Raw genomic sequence first — 13,426 nt, forward strand, 5'->3', positions numbered from 1 at the left:
CATGGGGCTCGGAGTCGATTGGGCACTGGATTGGATCCGGCTGTCCGCCAAGGCGATGGCAGAACACCGCACCGAACTCATCGAATTGGACCGGGCGATCGGCGATTCGGACCATGGTGAGAACATGGACCGCGGATTCCAGGCCGTGCTGCAGAAGCTGGAGGAAACTCCGCCGGAGACGGCAGGCGCTGCGTTGAAGGCAGCGGCCATGGCGTTGATGTCCAAGGTGGGCGGCGCTGCCGGACCGCTCTACGGGACCGCGTACCTGCGCGCGGCGACCTCGTTGGGTGATGCTACGGACATCGACGCTGCCGCCATGGCCGCCGCACTGGCTGCGGCCCGCGATGGAGTGGTGGCGCGGGGAAAGGCCGAACCGGGCGACAAGACGATGGTGGATGCCTGGACCCCTGCCGTGGAAGCGGCCGCGACCACCGTGGAAAACGGCGGCGATGTGGTGTCCGTCCTGGAAAAGGCCGCCGAAGCAGCTGAAGCCGGTGCCGCAGCGACGGACCCGTTGGTTGCCCGGAAGGGCCGCGCCAGCTATCTCGGGGAGCGCAGTGCGGGACACCGTGATCCCGGGGCCGCCTCCACAGCGCTTCTCCTGCGGGCGGCCGCGGAGGCAGCGGGCGGAGTCGCAGGGCCGGGAGCCTCTGGGGCCGACCCTTCATGACGGTTGGCATTGTGGTGGTATCGCACAGCAGCAGAATTGCTGACGGTGCGGTGGAACTCGCCGCGCAAATGGCTCCCGACGTCGACCTCGCCGCCGCCGGGGGAACTGACGACGGCCGGATCGGCACCAGCCTGGAGAAGGTGCTTGCCGCCGTCGAGCAATCCCTGGTGGACGCCGGAGGTGATGGCGTGGTGGTGCTCGCCGATCTCGGCTCGGCAGTGATGACGGCGGAGTCGGCGATCGAGTTCTGCAGCGATCCGGATGCCGTGGTGCTGGCCGATGCCCCCTTGGTGGAAGGGCTGGTGGCTGCTGCCGTGGCAGCGCAAGGTGGTGCCGCCGTCGTGGATGTCCGCAATGCTGCGGAGAGCGTCAGGTTCGGTAGCGCGGAAGGCCAGCCGGCCGGGGAACCTGCCCCTCGCGAACCCGAAGCATCCGGCGATTTCGAGCTCGTGAATCCCATGGGCATCCATGCCCGGCCTGCCGCGAAGATCGCCGGCGGACTCTCCTCGCTGGACGCGGAAGTGACCATCAACGGCGTCGACGGTACCTCCGTGATGGCGCTGATGACCCTCGCCGCCGGCCAGGGCGCAAACCTGCACGTGGAAGCGGACGGGAAAGATGCGTTGAAAGCGGTGCAGTACGTAGGGCGGTTGGTGGAAGAGGGTTTCGGTGAGTCCTGATACACGCCGAATCCACCCAAAACGTTGATAAGTATCCTGATTAGTGATGTTGTAGAGGTACAGGTTCACTACGAAAGAGGTGCAACATGGGTGCTGACGACAAAGCTCAGAACACAGGCGAGAAGATCGCGGGCAAGGCTAAGGAAGCAGCTGGAAAGCTGACTGACAACGAACGCCTTGAAGCCGAAGGCAGGGGCGAGCAGGCCAAGGCCGACCTTAAGAATGCCGGCGAAAAGGTCAAGGACGCCTTCAAGAAGGATTAGCAAAGATGGCGGGGCCGCTGCGGGTTGCAGCGGCCCCGCCATGCTGTTGGGCGTACATTGTGGGGAACTGCCCCGCGATCGGATGGAGGATTTTTTCGTGAACTTGCTCGTGAAACTGTTCGGACTGGTGGTCAGCCTGGGTGCAGGTGCCCTGGCGAACAAGACCCTCGAGGGCCTCTGGGAGAAGAAGACCGGCAAGCCCGCGCCCAAGGACGGCACGGACCTGGATGACTCACTTCCGGGCGTACTGGTCTTCGCGGTGGTATCCGCGGGCGTCGGCGCCGTGGTGCACGTTCTCACCCAGCGGGGCACCAAGAGTGCCTTGGCCCGGCTCAAGAAAACAGCGGACGAGGTTTAGTCGATGGCCATCGCCAAACACCCCAGCGTTGTGATCGACTGTCCCGACGCGTCCGCCTTGGCCGCCTTCTACGCCGAATTGCTCGGCTGGGAGGTCACCCGGGAAGACGAGGACTGGGCGGACATCCGCCCGGCCGACGGCAGCAACTGCATCTCGTTCCAGCAGGTGGAGGTCTATCAGCCGCCTGTGTGGCCCGGCCAGACCATCCCGCAGCAGATGCACTTCGACGTGATTGTCGAGGACCTGGACAAGGCCGAAGAGGCCGTGCTGGCGATCGGCGCCAGCAAGCATGATCACCAGCCGGGTGAGACGTTCAGGGTCTTTTTGGACCCCGCGGGGCATCCGTTCTGCTTGTGCGTTTCCTGATGGCGTGACCAGCTACGTACCGCCGGACTGTGGGCAGTTGGTGTTCACTCATCCTGATCGGCGGAGCCGGGTTCGCTGAGCCGCCTCCCGAAGGCCGCGCCCAAGGCGTCCGGGAGGATGTTCGATCCCAGCCCCATGGTGCGGGACTTCAACGAGCCGCCCAGGACGTTGCCTTCGCCCTTCATCAAGGCCGTGAAGCCCTGTTCTGCCACCTGGGCGGCATCGTCCTTTTCCTCAGCTCCGACCTTGGTGTCCAGGAGGTCGGCCTTCTCGAAGAACGGCGTCTCCGTAGGGCCGGGCAGCAGGGTGGTGACGCTGACGCCCGTGTCCTTGAGTTCGTTGCGCAAAGCCTGCCCAAAGGACTGGACGAACGCCTTGGACGCTCCGTAGATCGCCTGGAAGGGCGCGGGGGTGCGCGCGATGATCGAGGACGTGAACAGTATCCGTCCGCTGTTCCGCGCGGTCATGTCCCGGGCCACCCATTTGGCGATGCTGACGGTGGACGCAACATTGAGGTCGATGATCCTCAGTTCCTGGGCGAGATCGGTTTCGATGAAGGGTCCTCCGACGCCGATGCCCGCGTTGATGGCTGCCGCTTCAAGGGGTGTGCCCAGTGCGTTGACCGCGGACTGGAGGGTACCCGGGCCGGTCCGGTCAGCAAGGTCGATCTGCAGGGGTATGGCTGACCCGCCCAGTCCCGCCAAGCTGTCAGCGGCACTCCGGATGTCCTGCCCGTCGGCCACCATGACGGTGTCGAAGCCATGGGCGAGGAACTGTTTGGCCAGTTCATAGCCGATCCCGGAAGAAGCTCCGGTGACCATGGCGAGGGGGCGGGTGTCGGTTGTCATAAATGACAGCCTACTTACCATCTTCCATAATGGGCAGGTTATGCCGCGAAGTCCACGGAGAGGATGGCCCGCGACAGGGTGACGGCGCGGTCAGCAAGGTTGGCAAGCTCGGCATCGGTGCAATCCGTGGGTGCCCAGCGCGTGGCGCCCTCAAGCAGCGTCATGACCACCCTGACGTGCTCGGAGGCCTCGACGCATCCCATGTCTTCCGCGGCGGCGACGTACATTTGCTCATGGAGTGTGACCCAGGCGTCCACCTGCGCGCGAAGGTCCTTCGGTAAAATCCCGGCCATCCTGTCCGTCGCCACCAGCAGGTCCCAGAGATTGCTTTCAGGAAGCCGGACTTGCCGGGTGAAGTGCAGCTTGACCATGGCATCCCAAAACTCATCTGCATTCCCGGCGGGGCCGACGGCTTCGAGGAGGGCGACACCGAAGCGATGGAAGTGCCAGCGGAGCGATTCGGCCACAATCTCGTCCCGGCCGTTGGGAAAGTGGGAGTACAGGCTGGGTGCCTTGATGTTGACGGCATTGGCTATGGTCCGCATGGACACGGAGTTGACTCCGTTGGTGATGGCGAGCTCGAGGAAGGCCCGCAGAATGTTTTGGCGCGCAGCCTTCTGGCCGCTCCAGTTCCACTCCTTCAGCTGGAGTTCGAAGGCACTCCGGGCGGCTTTGTAGGACATGGTGCTCATAAGCCGCCATCCTAACAGTCGTTAGTTAGGGTGGCTGGATCTTCTTCCCTAACGTCTGTTAGTTAGGTAAGCTGGTGAGTGGCGCGGAACACAAATGAGTCCGTAGCTTCTCAAGCGGTTTGAACGGGAAGAGCAGAACACATGGTCACCGAAAACACGAGCCTGGGAGCCTCTCGGAACAACAACGTCATTCTCGCCAGCGGCCTATCCGGCATGGTCGCCGCGTACATCAACGCCCGGGCACAGGAGGACAACGCCTCGCTGCTTGAGGAATGGAGTGCTGAACAGGCCTTCCGCCCCCGCCTGCCCCGATGGCTGCGCAGAAAAGCCCGTCCCGGCGGCACCGGACCGGCTTTGGCCGCCTGAAGCCCTGCGAACCCAGAAAGAACCTGCCCCATGTCTGCAGAAGTGCTCTCGCCGTGGCCCTACGAACCGCTGCGTGAAACCGACCGTCTCCGCGAACTCTTCCTGATGCAACCCCACGCTGATCTCAGCGGCATCCGCCCAATCGTTGCGCGGTCCTGGTACAGAAGCCGGGCTGCCGGCGTGGATGCAGTGGCTGACCGCGGCATTTTCGATGAAGGCCGCGTTGACGAGTACACCATTGCTGCTGCCGGCCCGCATCTGCAGAAATTGGACGAAGTAGCTGCGGACTTGGGTGGCTACGTCAGCATCACCGCACCGAACGGAGTCCTGGTCAAAGCAAGCTTCCTCCGCGACGACGGTTTCCCCGCCGGATATTCGCTGCTGGAGGAGAGCTGCGGCAGCAACGGTGAAGGGCTCGCCCTGGAGGAGGGCCGTGGCGTTTGGCTTGCCCCCGAAGAACATTTCCGCGAGGACATGCGCGGCAACTGGTGCTTTGCCTCCCTGATCCGCGATCCTTTCCATAACCGCGTGCGCGCCGTCATTGGTCTCACGCTCCCAGCCAACCGCGTCACAGCCCTGGAACCGTCCTCGACGTTGCTGATGCTGGAGGGTGTCGCTTCCCGGATTGAGCGGGACATTGAGGTGCGCACCTCCTCCAGGGAGCGGGCCCTCCTAAGCGAGTACCTGCGGATCTCCCGCCGCCGGGGGAACCGGGCCGTGATCGCGGTGGATGGAAAGAACTCCCTGCAAAACGCCTCGGCCACGGCCACACTGGTGGACAGTGACTTCTCGATTGTTTCCGGCTACGCCAACGCAGTGATGTCCTCCGGTCGCGACATGAACTGCGAGGTCATGCTTCAAGGGCCCGGGCTGTCCACCTTGGAGATTTCGCCCGTGACGCTATCGGCCGCGAATGTGGGAGCCATTGTTGTGGTCCGCCCGCACTCACCTGCAAGGGAGCGCGGTGTCGCTTCCGGAAGCGCTGCCCTGACGTTGGAATCAGCGGCCCAAGGAACAGCCGAAAGACTCATGAAGCACGTGGACGGCACGAGCACGGAATTCAAACGCACTTTAAATTTGGCCCGGAAGGCCGTGGACCAGGACAGGTCCGTGGTGATCATCGGTGAGCTGGGGAGCGGGAAACTGCGTTTGGCCACTGCGATGGCGTCCCTGCGAGGCGGCCACATTCTGGTCGATGCCCGCAGTGGTGACCTTCGGAACTCCCATTTCAGGGATGTCCTGCACCGGGTGGCCAGCGAACTGCCGGCCACCCTGATCGTTGAACACGCCGATGAGCTCTCGCAAAATGAGGCCGGTGAGATCGCAAGCAGCCTCCGCAACAACTCCACCACCAAATTGATCTTTACCGTCACCCGCCCCACCGATGCCACCCTGGTCCTGTCGGAGGCGTTTGATGTATTGGAAGTATCGGTGGCACCCCTGCGCAACAGGCGTGAAGACATCCCGCAACTGGCCAATGCCATAGCGGAGGAACTGGGGGAGCGGCGGTTGTCCCGCAGGCTTCTCACCACCCTCACCCACGCAGACTGGCCGCGGAACATCGATCAGTTGCGGGCCGTCGTCTCCAACGCCGTGGAACGGGCGGAAGGGGCCGAGGTGACGGCCGACGACCTGCCACAGGGCTTCCACCGTGTCCTGACCAAGGGACGGCTTTCCCGTCTGGAAGATGCGGAACTCAGCGAGCTGCGCACGGCGCTGCAGGAAGCGAAGGGCAACCGCAGCCTCGCGGCCGAAACACTGCAGATAGGGCGTTCCACCCTGTACCGCCGGATGGACTACTTCCGCAGCCGCGGCTTCGACCTCTGATTTCACGCAGGGAGCAGCAGCCGACCTCCTCAGGGGCCGGCTGCTCGGCGCTGCCCGGGGCGAAAGGCCCGACGGCGGGTGGCCGCTTTGCGCGTCCAGGGCCCAGACACCCAGGCGCTGGGACAGTGTCCCACGGCGGTGTCTCGATCTGGCACGGATGGCCGCCCCGAAATCGCGTTGTACTGGAAATCACCCGACACCGGCACCCGTCCCAAGGAGTGTCCGGCAGGACCGAGGGTACCAACACGAACAGGACGACTGACTATGACCCGCGATGCCCAGGGAACCATTCTTGTGGCCCCTCACCATTTCCCGGACCTGGACCGTGAGCACGCGCTCGCGGAGGAGTTCGGTTACGCACTCAACCCCGCGGCGGACACTGACGCCTTCCGCGAGGGGCTGGCCGAAGCCGACATTGTGATGATCACTCCCTACGCCAAGCTCACTGCGGCGGACTTCCCGCTCATGGCCAAGTGCCGTGCAGTCATCCGGTACGGGATCGGTTACGACAACATCGACGTCGCCGCGGCCACCGAGGCGGGCATCCCGGTCTCGATCGTTCCCGGCACGGCGTCGGAGGAAGTTGCCTCCCACGCCTTCGCGATGGGCCTGGCACTGGCCCGCCGCCTGCCCGCCGGCAACGCAGCGATCAACAACCTCAGCTGGGCCGGAACCATCGGCTACGACACCCCTGTCCTCTCCGAGCTGGAGGTAGGCGTCCTGGGCATGGGACGCATCGGCCAGCACGTAGCCCGCATGTACTCGGCCGTCGGCGCCCGGGTCCGCGCCTACGATCCCTTCGTGACGGACAGCTTCGTGGAGATGGCTGGGCTGGAAGACATCCTGGAGAATTCCGACGTCGTTTCCCTCCACCTGCCGCTGAACGACGAGACGGCGAACCTCATTTCCACCGAAGTCCTCGCAAAGATGCGCAAGGGCACTGTGATCGTCAACGTGTCCCGCGGCGGACTTATCGATGAGGCCGCGCTCGCCGAGGCCCTGACCTCGGGTCACATCGCAGGCGCCGGCATCGACACCTTCGCCCAGGAACCGCTCGCCGCTGACCACCCCCTGCGCACGGCACCCAACGCCATCCTCACCCCGCACATTGCCTGGCGTTCCAACCGGTCGACGGGCGCCCTGCAGGACGGCGCTGTGGAGCGGGTCCGCCTCGCGCTGACCGGCCAGCCACTCATCGACCTCGTGAACTGAAACGACCTGTGAACTGAAGAGACTGGAGAAACCCGACTTGGCAACCACCAATCATCTTGAAGACCTCGCTGCTTTGCAGAACCCCGTAGAAGATCCGCACCTGCGCCGTGGACCGCGTGGTTTCCCGCTGCTGCCGGGCGGCTACGGCCGCTCAACGTACTACACCGGCGCTCCGAGCCCCTACGCCATCAAGGGTGAGGGCTACCGCGTGTGGGACGACCGCGGCCGTGAACTGATCGACGCGAACAACAACTTCACCTCCCTGATCCACGGAAACGCCCACCCGGAAATCACCGAGGCCGCCATTACGGCCCTGACCAGCGGCGCGAGTTGGGGCATCCCCAACCTTTACGAGTGGGAACTCGCCGAACTGCTGCTGGGCCGTCTTCCCGACCTTGACCAGGTGCGTTTTGCTAATTCCGGCACCGAGGCTGTGATGTCCGCGATCCGCATTGCCCGAGCCAGCACCGGCCGTGAACGTGTCATCGTCACCAAGGGCGGCTACCACGGAACGTCTGAGGTTGCCTTGGTTCCCGGCGGACCGTCCTACCAGCGTGGTGTCACCCGCGGCGTGATCGACGATGTCACGGCCGTGCCGCTGAACGATGTCGACTTCCTGCGGCAGGCCGTTGAGGCCGCCCCGGACCAGTATGCCGCCATCATCCTGGACCTGCTGCCCAACCGGGCCGGCCTTCTCACCATCAACGAGGAATTCGTCCGTACCGCCCGGGAACTCGCCACCCAGTACGGCATTGTCCTGATCATTGACGAGGTCATCAGCCTCCGCCTGGGCTACAACGGGTTCAGCGGCGAGTACGGAATTTCCCCCGACCTGCTGACCACCGGCAAACTCATTGGTGGCGGCTTCCCGGTAGGGGCAGTCTGCGGCAAGGCCGAGCTCATGGCCGAAGTCGACCCCACCCGTCCGGGCAGCCTCCCGCACGGCGGGACTTTCTCCGGCAACCCTGTGAGCATGGCGGCCGGCGCCGTTGCTCTACGGCTCTACACCGAGGAGGAAGTCAAGCGACTGAACCACCTGGGTGATACGGCCCGCGACACGGTCAACGCCAGGGTCTCCGGCGCCGGCTGGGAGATCCGCGGCAGCGGCTCCCTGCTCCGCGCGGTTCCCGCGGGTGCGGAGAAGGTGGACGAGCGCACGCAGCACCAATTGTGGTGGGCCTCCTACGAACGGGGACTGCTTGGTTCCCCAGCCAACCTGCTGTCGCTGTCCACGCCCATGGACGAAAAGGTGGTCCAAGACATCACTGACCGCCTGGCCGACGCTGTCCTGGCTGTCGCCTCGGAGGCTCCCACTATGGAAGGTGCCAAGTAACCATGAAGATCGTTTCCTACGAACACGAATCCGGTATCCGCGGCGGCGTCCTGATCGAGGACACCGTCTATGACCTGGAACTGCTGCTGCAGGGTTCCAGCCAGGCAGTGTACGGAGCCACCACGTCCGTGCGGGAATTCCTGGAACTTTACGGCGACCGGCTGGAGGCCATTTCCGCGGAGACAGCCGCCTTGGCCGGACAGGATCCGGAAGCACACGTTGGTGCCCGGGCCGATGTCCGCCTGACCACTCCGGTGCCCAATCCCTCCAAGGTGCTCTGCATTGGCCTGAACTACAAGGACCATGTTGCCGAGACCGGCCGCGCGTTCCCGGAATACCCTGACGTCTTCGCCAAGTTCGCCTCCACCATGGTTGGGCCCGAGGACGAAATCGGCGGTGCGAAGGTCAGCGAAAACCTCGACTTCGAGGGCGAACTGGCAGTAGTCATCGGGCGCAAGGCCAGTGAAGTCACGGAAGAAGAGGCGCTGAACTATGTGGCCGCACTTGCCCCGCTGAACGATGTCACTGCCCGCGACCTGCAGTACCGCGGCACCCAGTGGTTGGCAGGCAAAGCCGTGGACGGGTCAACCCCGTGGGGCCCTGCCCTGGTCACCCTGGACGAAGTGGGCGATCCCCAGAACCTGGACCTCGCAACCCGCGTGAACGGCATTGAAGTGCAGCGCTCCAACACGAGCTACCAGATCTTCCCGATCGCGCGGATCGTCTCCTACCTCTCAAGCTTCCTCACCCTGGAACCCGGCGACGTCATTGCCACAGGAACCCCGCAGGGCATCGGTGCCAAGCGGAACCCGCCTGTCTGGCTGGAACCGGGAGACACCGTGGAAATCGAAATCGACAAGGTAGGTCTGCTCCGCAACACCGTGGGCAAGCCCCAGCTCTAACCCCCTGCAAGCTCTACGAAAGTAATGAAGACCATGAGTGATGTACAAACACAACCAGGCGAGGCCCGGTACCGCATCGCCGTCGACACCGGCGGTACCTTTACCGACGTCGTGGTCGGTTCCAACAGCGGTGACATGGCGGTCGGCAAGGCGCTGACCACCTACGACCGCGTGTTCACCGGCTTCGAAGCCTCGGTCCGCCGCGCGGCCGAGTCCGTTGGCTGGAGCGGCGACGACGTTCTCCGCAACGCTGACGTCATTGTCTACGGCACCACGCATGCCACCAACGCAGTGCTCACCGGCAAGGTCGCCAAAACAGCGCTGCTGACCACGGACGGTTTCGCCGACACCCTGCTGCTCCGCGAAGGTGGCCGCCGCGATGCCTTCGATTCCAAGGCTGCCTACCCGCCGCCTTACATTCCCCGTCACCTGACTTTTGAAATCACCGAGCGCATCTCGGCCGAGGGCGACATCCTGGTGGAACTGGACGAAGAGCAGGTCCGCGAAGTCCTCGGTTCCTTTAAGGAACAGGGCATCGAAGCCGTTGCGGTGTCCTTCCTGTGGTCCATCATCAACGACGCCCACGAGAAGCGGGTTGCCGAGCTGATCAAGGAAATCCTCCCCGGCGTTCCGTACACGCTCTCCAACGCGGCCAACCCCACCATCCGCGAATACCGACGCTCCTCGGCAGCCTCGATCGACGCTTCCCTGAAGCCGCTCATGGCCGACCACCTGGGTAAGCTGCGCTCGGACCTGCAGGAATACGGCTTCGCCGGCGACCTCCTGGTAGTGACCTCCGAAGGTGCCGTGCTCGACGTCGCCGATGTCCTTGACCGTCCCGTCCTGCTGCTGAACTCCGGCCCGTCCATGGCACCGCTGGTGGGTGCGGCGGCAGCCCCGGACCACGACACCGTGGTGGTCTGCGACATGGGCGGCACCACCTTCGATGTGTCGCTGGTGGAGAACGGCGTGGTCCGCCACACCCGCGAAGCTTGGTTGGGGGAGCCGTTCGTCGGTCACCTCACCGGCTTGTCTTCCGTTGCGGTTTCCAGCATCGGCGCTGGTGGCGGCAGCATCGCCTGGATCGACGGCGGTGGCCTCCTTCGCGTGGGCCCGCAGAGTGCGCGCAGCACTCCCGGTCCGGCAGCGTACGGCCGCGGCGGCGAAGAACCGACCGTCACCGACGCCTGCGTGGCGCTTGGCTACCTCGACACGGAGGGCTTCGAAGGCGGGTTTACCTTGAACCGCGAGGCCGCCGTCAAGGCCATCGATACCCGCATCGCCGGGCCTTTGAAGATGGACACCCTGCAGGCCGCCCAGGCCATTCTGGATGTCTCCGCCAACCACATGGCTACCGCCATCCGGCAGTCTGCCCTGGAACAGGGCGTTGACCCCCGGGGTGCGCTTATTGTTGCCGGCGGCGGCGCAGGCGCCATGGTCGCAGCGATCATTGGCAGGCTCCTGGAAGCGGACACCGTCCTGATCCCGGCGACAGCCGGCGTCCTGGCCGCGTACGGCGCCCACCGTGCCCCGATAGCCACCGAGTTCCTCTCCCCGCTGCACAACGACACCCGCAGTTTCGACGCCGGTTCGGCCTCCCGCGCCGTGGAGGATCTGACAGCCAAGGCTGAGCTCTTCGTGAAGCGCTTCGACGGCGTAGGCGAAGCGCCCAAGGTCACCTACTTCGTGGATGCTCGGTACCCCGGCCAGGCCTGGGACCTCCGCGTCTACCTCGACGCCGCCCCGGACACCTCCGGTGACGCGGCAGGCATCATCGAGCGGGCCTTCCACGAAGAGCACGACCGCCGCAACGGCACCCACGATCCGGACAGCCGCGTGGAGATCATCACCTGGGGTGTCCGCGTGGAAATCCCGCGTCCGGAGCACACCAGGTCCGAAAGTGAACTCAGCCGCACCGCGGAAATCCACCGCACTGACAGCATCGTCTTTGGCGGCGAACCCTTCAGCACCCAGCGCTACCGCGGTGTGACGCTCGCTCCGCGCGACAAGATCGTGGGACCGGCCGTCATCGACCAGCCCACCACGACCATCGTCGTACCGCCGGAATGGGACGCGACGCTCGATGAACGATCCAACATCTACCTCACCCGTAAGGAGGCGTAACCGTGACCCGCGAATTCGATCCCGTAAAGCTCTCGGTCCTTGCCAACGCATTCGACGGCATTGTCCGCGAGATGACCAGCGGCCTGCTCCGCTCCGCCCGCTCTTCCGTGATCAACACGGCCCGCGACTTCTCCTGCGCCGTGCTGACAGCGGACAACCAGTTGCTTGCCGCGGCTGAAGGTGTTCCCGTGCACGTCTTCGGTGCCGGCCCGCTGGGCGAGGACATGGTGGAACTCCACAAGGACATCCGCGAAGGCGACGCGTTCCTGCACAACGACCCCTACATGGGTAACTCACACGCAGCAGACCACGTGATCCTGGTGCCCATCTTCATCCAGGGCCGCCACCTCTTCACCGCCGTGACCAAGGCCCACCAAGCCGACTGCGGCAACTCGCTTCCCACCACGTTCTTCGCCACCGCGCGGGACGTGTACGAGGAAGGCGCGTTGATCTTCCCCTGCGTGCGGATCCAGCGCGACTACACGGACATCGACGACATCATCCGCATGTGCCGGTCCCGCATCCGTGTTCCGGACCAGTGGTACGGCGACTACCTGGCCTCCGTCGGCGCCTCGCGCATCGCCGAGCGCCGCATCCACGAACTCGCCGAGAAGTTCGGCGTGGATGACCTGGTGGACTTCGTGGACGCCTGGTTCGACTACTCCGAGCGCCTGACCGCCAGCGCGATCGAGAAGCTGCCCGAGTACGTCCTACACGGCACTTCCGCCCACGATCCGTTCCCCGGAACCGGACCGGAGGGAGTGCAGCTGCAGGCAACCCTCGAGGTGAAGCCCAAGCAGGGCAAAGTGGTGATCGACCTGCGCGACAACCCGGACAACCTGCCCAACGGCCTGAACCTCACCAAGGCAACTGCCACCGGCGCCGCCCTGGCCGGCATCCTTTCCGGCATCCCGGAGAACCTGCCGAGCAATGCGGGAACCTTCCGCCGTGTCGAGGTGCTGCTGCGGGACGGCTGCGCCGTCGGTGTTCCCAAGCACCCGTACTCCTGCTCGTCCGGCACCACCAACCTGGCGGACCGGGTCGTCAACATCGTCCAGGCCGCTTTCTCCCAGATCGACGACGGCTACGGCACCGCCGAGGGCGCAGCCGGCCAGGCACCTGCCAAGTCGGTCATCTCCGGGACGGACGAACGCAACGGCAACCCGTACGTGAACCAGATCCTGGTAGGCGGCGTCGGCGGGCCGGCCACACCTTACGTTGACGGCTGGCCGACCTACCAACGTCCCGTCTGCGGGGCCCTGCTCTACCACGACAGCGTGGAGGTGGACGAGCAGCGGTACCCGATCCTGGTACACGAACGCACCTTGGTTGCCGACTCCGGCGGAGCCGGCCGCCAGCGCGGCGGACTCGCCACACGCGTCACCATGGAGCCTCGCGGCGAGAGCGTCACCCTTACCTATGGCATCGAAGGCAAGATCAACCCGCCGAAGGGTGTCCGCGGTGGCCACGACGGAGCCGAACCGTCTGCGTGGGTGGAAGACCTCAAGACCGGCGAACGCCGCGAAATTCCCGTAGTGGGCCGCTACGACCTGCAGTCGGGCGAGAAGGTCGTTTCCATCACTCCCGGCGGTGGCGGCTACGGCGACCCGCTGGAACGCGACGTCCTGGCTGTACTCGACGACTACCGCGAGTCCCGCGTGACCCTCGAAGCCGCGGCCGCACACTACGGCGTGGTCATCACCGACGGTGCCATCGACGAGGCAGCCACGGCGAAGACCCGCGTGGAACGCCTGGCCGGCTAAACCGCAGCTATCGCAACCCATC

Annotated in this window: 14 protein-coding genes; 12 read left to right on the forward strand and 2 right to left on the reverse strand. The window is 64.9% G+C overall.

Annotated elements, in window-relative coordinates; genetic code table 11:
• Window position 1 precedes the first annotated feature (1 nt).
• The 5 genes from dhaL (at window position 2) to ACPFL9_RS01095 (ending at window position 2,337) form a co-directional block, all read left to right on the forward strand.
• Complete coding sequence (gene dhaL / locus ACPFL9_RS01075) at window positions 2–670, forward strand: dihydroxyacetone kinase subunit DhaL (protein WP_426005259.1); 669 nt, start codon at window positions 2–4, stop codon at window positions 668–670.
• Entirely contained in the window at window positions 667–1,350 is a 684-nt protein-coding gene (gene dhaM, locus ACPFL9_RS01080) for a dihydroxyacetone kinase phosphoryl donor subunit DhaM (protein ID WP_426005260.1), read from the forward strand. The genes dhaL and dhaM overlap by 4 nt, the downstream gene beginning before the upstream one ends.
• Before the next feature lie 86 nt (window positions 1,351–1,436).
• On the forward strand, window positions 1,437–1,613 hold the full coding sequence (locus ACPFL9_RS01085) for a CsbD family protein (RefSeq protein WP_426005261.1): 177 nt from the start codon (window positions 1,437–1,439) through the stop codon (window positions 1,611–1,613).
• Between the two features lie 97 nt (window positions 1,614–1,710).
• The gene (locus ACPFL9_RS01090; RefSeq protein ID WP_426005262.1) at window positions 1,711–1,971 is read left to right on the forward strand and encodes a DUF4235 domain-containing protein; all 261 of its coding nucleotides are present in this window, start codon (window positions 1,711–1,713) and stop codon (window positions 1,969–1,971) included.
• A gap of 3 nt (window positions 1,972–1,974) precedes the next feature.
• Complete coding sequence (locus ACPFL9_RS01095; RefSeq protein WP_426005263.1) at window positions 1,975–2,337, forward strand: VOC family protein; 363 nt, start codon at window positions 1,975–1,977, stop codon at window positions 2,335–2,337.
• Between the two features lie 44 nt (window positions 2,338–2,381).
• Here the strand turns inward: ACPFL9_RS01095 and ACPFL9_RS01100 are convergent, their stop codons facing one another.
• Window positions 2,382–3,185 (reverse strand): SDR family NAD(P)-dependent oxidoreductase, encoded by an 804-nt coding sequence (locus ACPFL9_RS01100; RefSeq protein WP_426005265.1) that lies wholly within the window; start codon window positions 3,183–3,185, stop codon window positions 2,382–2,384.
• 38 nt (window positions 3,186–3,223) lie between these two features.
• The gene (locus tag ACPFL9_RS01105) at window positions 3,224–3,877 is read right to left on the reverse strand and encodes a TetR/AcrR family transcriptional regulator (RefSeq protein ID WP_426005266.1); all 654 of its coding nucleotides are present in this window, start codon (window positions 3,875–3,877) and stop codon (window positions 3,224–3,226) included.
• A gap of 141 nt (window positions 3,878–4,018) precedes the next feature.
• Here ACPFL9_RS01105 and ACPFL9_RS01110 point away from each other — a divergent pair, with 141 nt between their 5' ends.
• The 7 genes from ACPFL9_RS01110 to ACPFL9_RS01140 all read left to right on the forward strand — a co-directional run bounded on the left by ACPFL9_RS01110 (window position 4,019) and on the right by ACPFL9_RS01140 (window position 13,404).
• The gene (locus ACPFL9_RS01110; RefSeq protein WP_426005267.1) at window positions 4,019–4,243 is read left to right on the forward strand and encodes a hypothetical protein; all 225 of its coding nucleotides are present in this window, start codon (window positions 4,019–4,021) and stop codon (window positions 4,241–4,243) included.
• A gap of 30 nt (window positions 4,244–4,273) precedes the next feature.
• A complete protein-coding gene (locus tag ACPFL9_RS01115; RefSeq protein ID WP_426005269.1) occupies window positions 4,274–6,070 on the forward strand; it encodes a sigma-54-dependent Fis family transcriptional regulator in 1,797 nt (598 codons plus the stop codon).
• 264 nt (window positions 6,071–6,334) lie between these two features.
• Window positions 6,335–7,282, forward strand: coding sequence for a C-terminal binding protein (locus ACPFL9_RS01120; protein WP_426005270.1), 948 nt, complete (start codon window positions 6,335–6,337; stop codon window positions 7,280–7,282).
• Between the two features lie 37 nt (window positions 7,283–7,319).
• A complete protein-coding gene (locus ACPFL9_RS01125; RefSeq protein WP_426005272.1) occupies window positions 7,320–8,615 on the forward strand; it encodes an aspartate aminotransferase family protein in 1,296 nt (431 codons plus the stop codon).
• Window positions 8,616–8,617: 2 nt separating this feature from the next.
• Window positions 8,618–9,517 (forward strand): fumarylacetoacetate hydrolase family protein, encoded by a 900-nt coding sequence (locus ACPFL9_RS01130; RefSeq protein ID WP_426005274.1) that lies wholly within the window; start codon window positions 8,618–8,620, stop codon window positions 9,515–9,517.
• A gap of 33 nt (window positions 9,518–9,550) precedes the next feature.
• Window positions 9,551–11,641, forward strand: a complete 2,091-nt coding sequence (locus tag ACPFL9_RS01135) for a hydantoinase/oxoprolinase family protein (protein ID WP_426005276.1) — start codon at window positions 9,551–9,553, stop codon at window positions 11,639–11,641.
• 2 nt (window positions 11,642–11,643) lie between these two features.
• Complete coding sequence (locus ACPFL9_RS01140) at window positions 11,644–13,404, forward strand: hydantoinase B/oxoprolinase family protein (protein ID WP_426005277.1); 1,761 nt, start codon at window positions 11,644–11,646, stop codon at window positions 13,402–13,404.
• The last annotated feature ends 22 nt before the right edge of the window (window positions 13,405–13,426 follow it).

This window comes from Paenarthrobacter sp. NyZ202, assembly GCF_049860755.1.
GTDB lineage: Bacteria > Actinomycetota > Actinomycetes > Actinomycetales > Micrococcaceae > Arthrobacter.

Bases quoted from the DNA above. Each gene is read 5' to 3' on its own strand.
- ACPFL9_RS01135 (WP_426005276.1), top strand. From the start codon at position 9,551: ATGAGTGATGTACAAACACAACCAGGCGAGGCCCGGTACCGCATCGCC.
- ACPFL9_RS01095 (WP_426005263.1), top strand. From the start codon at position 1,975: ATGGCCATCGCCAAACACCCCAGCGTTGTGATCGACTGTCCCGACGCG.
- ACPFL9_RS01115 (WP_426005269.1), top strand. From the start codon at position 4,274: ATGTCTGCAGAAGTGCTCTCGCCGTGGCCCTACGAACCGCTGCGTGAA.
- dhaM (WP_426005260.1), top strand. From the start codon at position 667: ATGACGGTTGGCATTGTGGTGGTATCGCACAGCAGCAGAATTGCTGAC.
- ACPFL9_RS01110 (WP_426005267.1), top strand. From the start codon at position 4,019: ATGGTCACCGAAAACACGAGCCTGGGAGCCTCTCGGAACAACAACGTC.
- ACPFL9_RS01100 (WP_426005265.1), bottom strand. From the start codon at position 3,185: ATGACAACCGACACCCGCCCCCTCGCCATGGTCACCGGAGCTTCTTCC.
- ACPFL9_RS01130 (WP_426005274.1), top strand. From the start codon at position 8,618: ATGAAGATCGTTTCCTACGAACACGAATCCGGTATCCGCGGCGGCGTC.
- dhaL (WP_426005259.1), top strand. From the start codon at position 2: ATGGGGCTCGGAGTCGATTGGGCACTGGATTGGATCCGGCTGTCCGCC.
- ACPFL9_RS01085 (WP_426005261.1), top strand. From the start codon at position 1,437: ATGGGTGCTGACGACAAAGCTCAGAACACAGGCGAGAAGATCGCGGGC.
- ACPFL9_RS01120 (WP_426005270.1), top strand. From the start codon at position 6,335: ATGACCCGCGATGCCCAGGGAACCATTCTTGTGGCCCCTCACCATTTC.
- ACPFL9_RS01105 (WP_426005266.1), bottom strand. From the start codon at position 3,877: ATGAGCACCATGTCCTACAAAGCCGCCCGGAGTGCCTTCGAACTCCAG.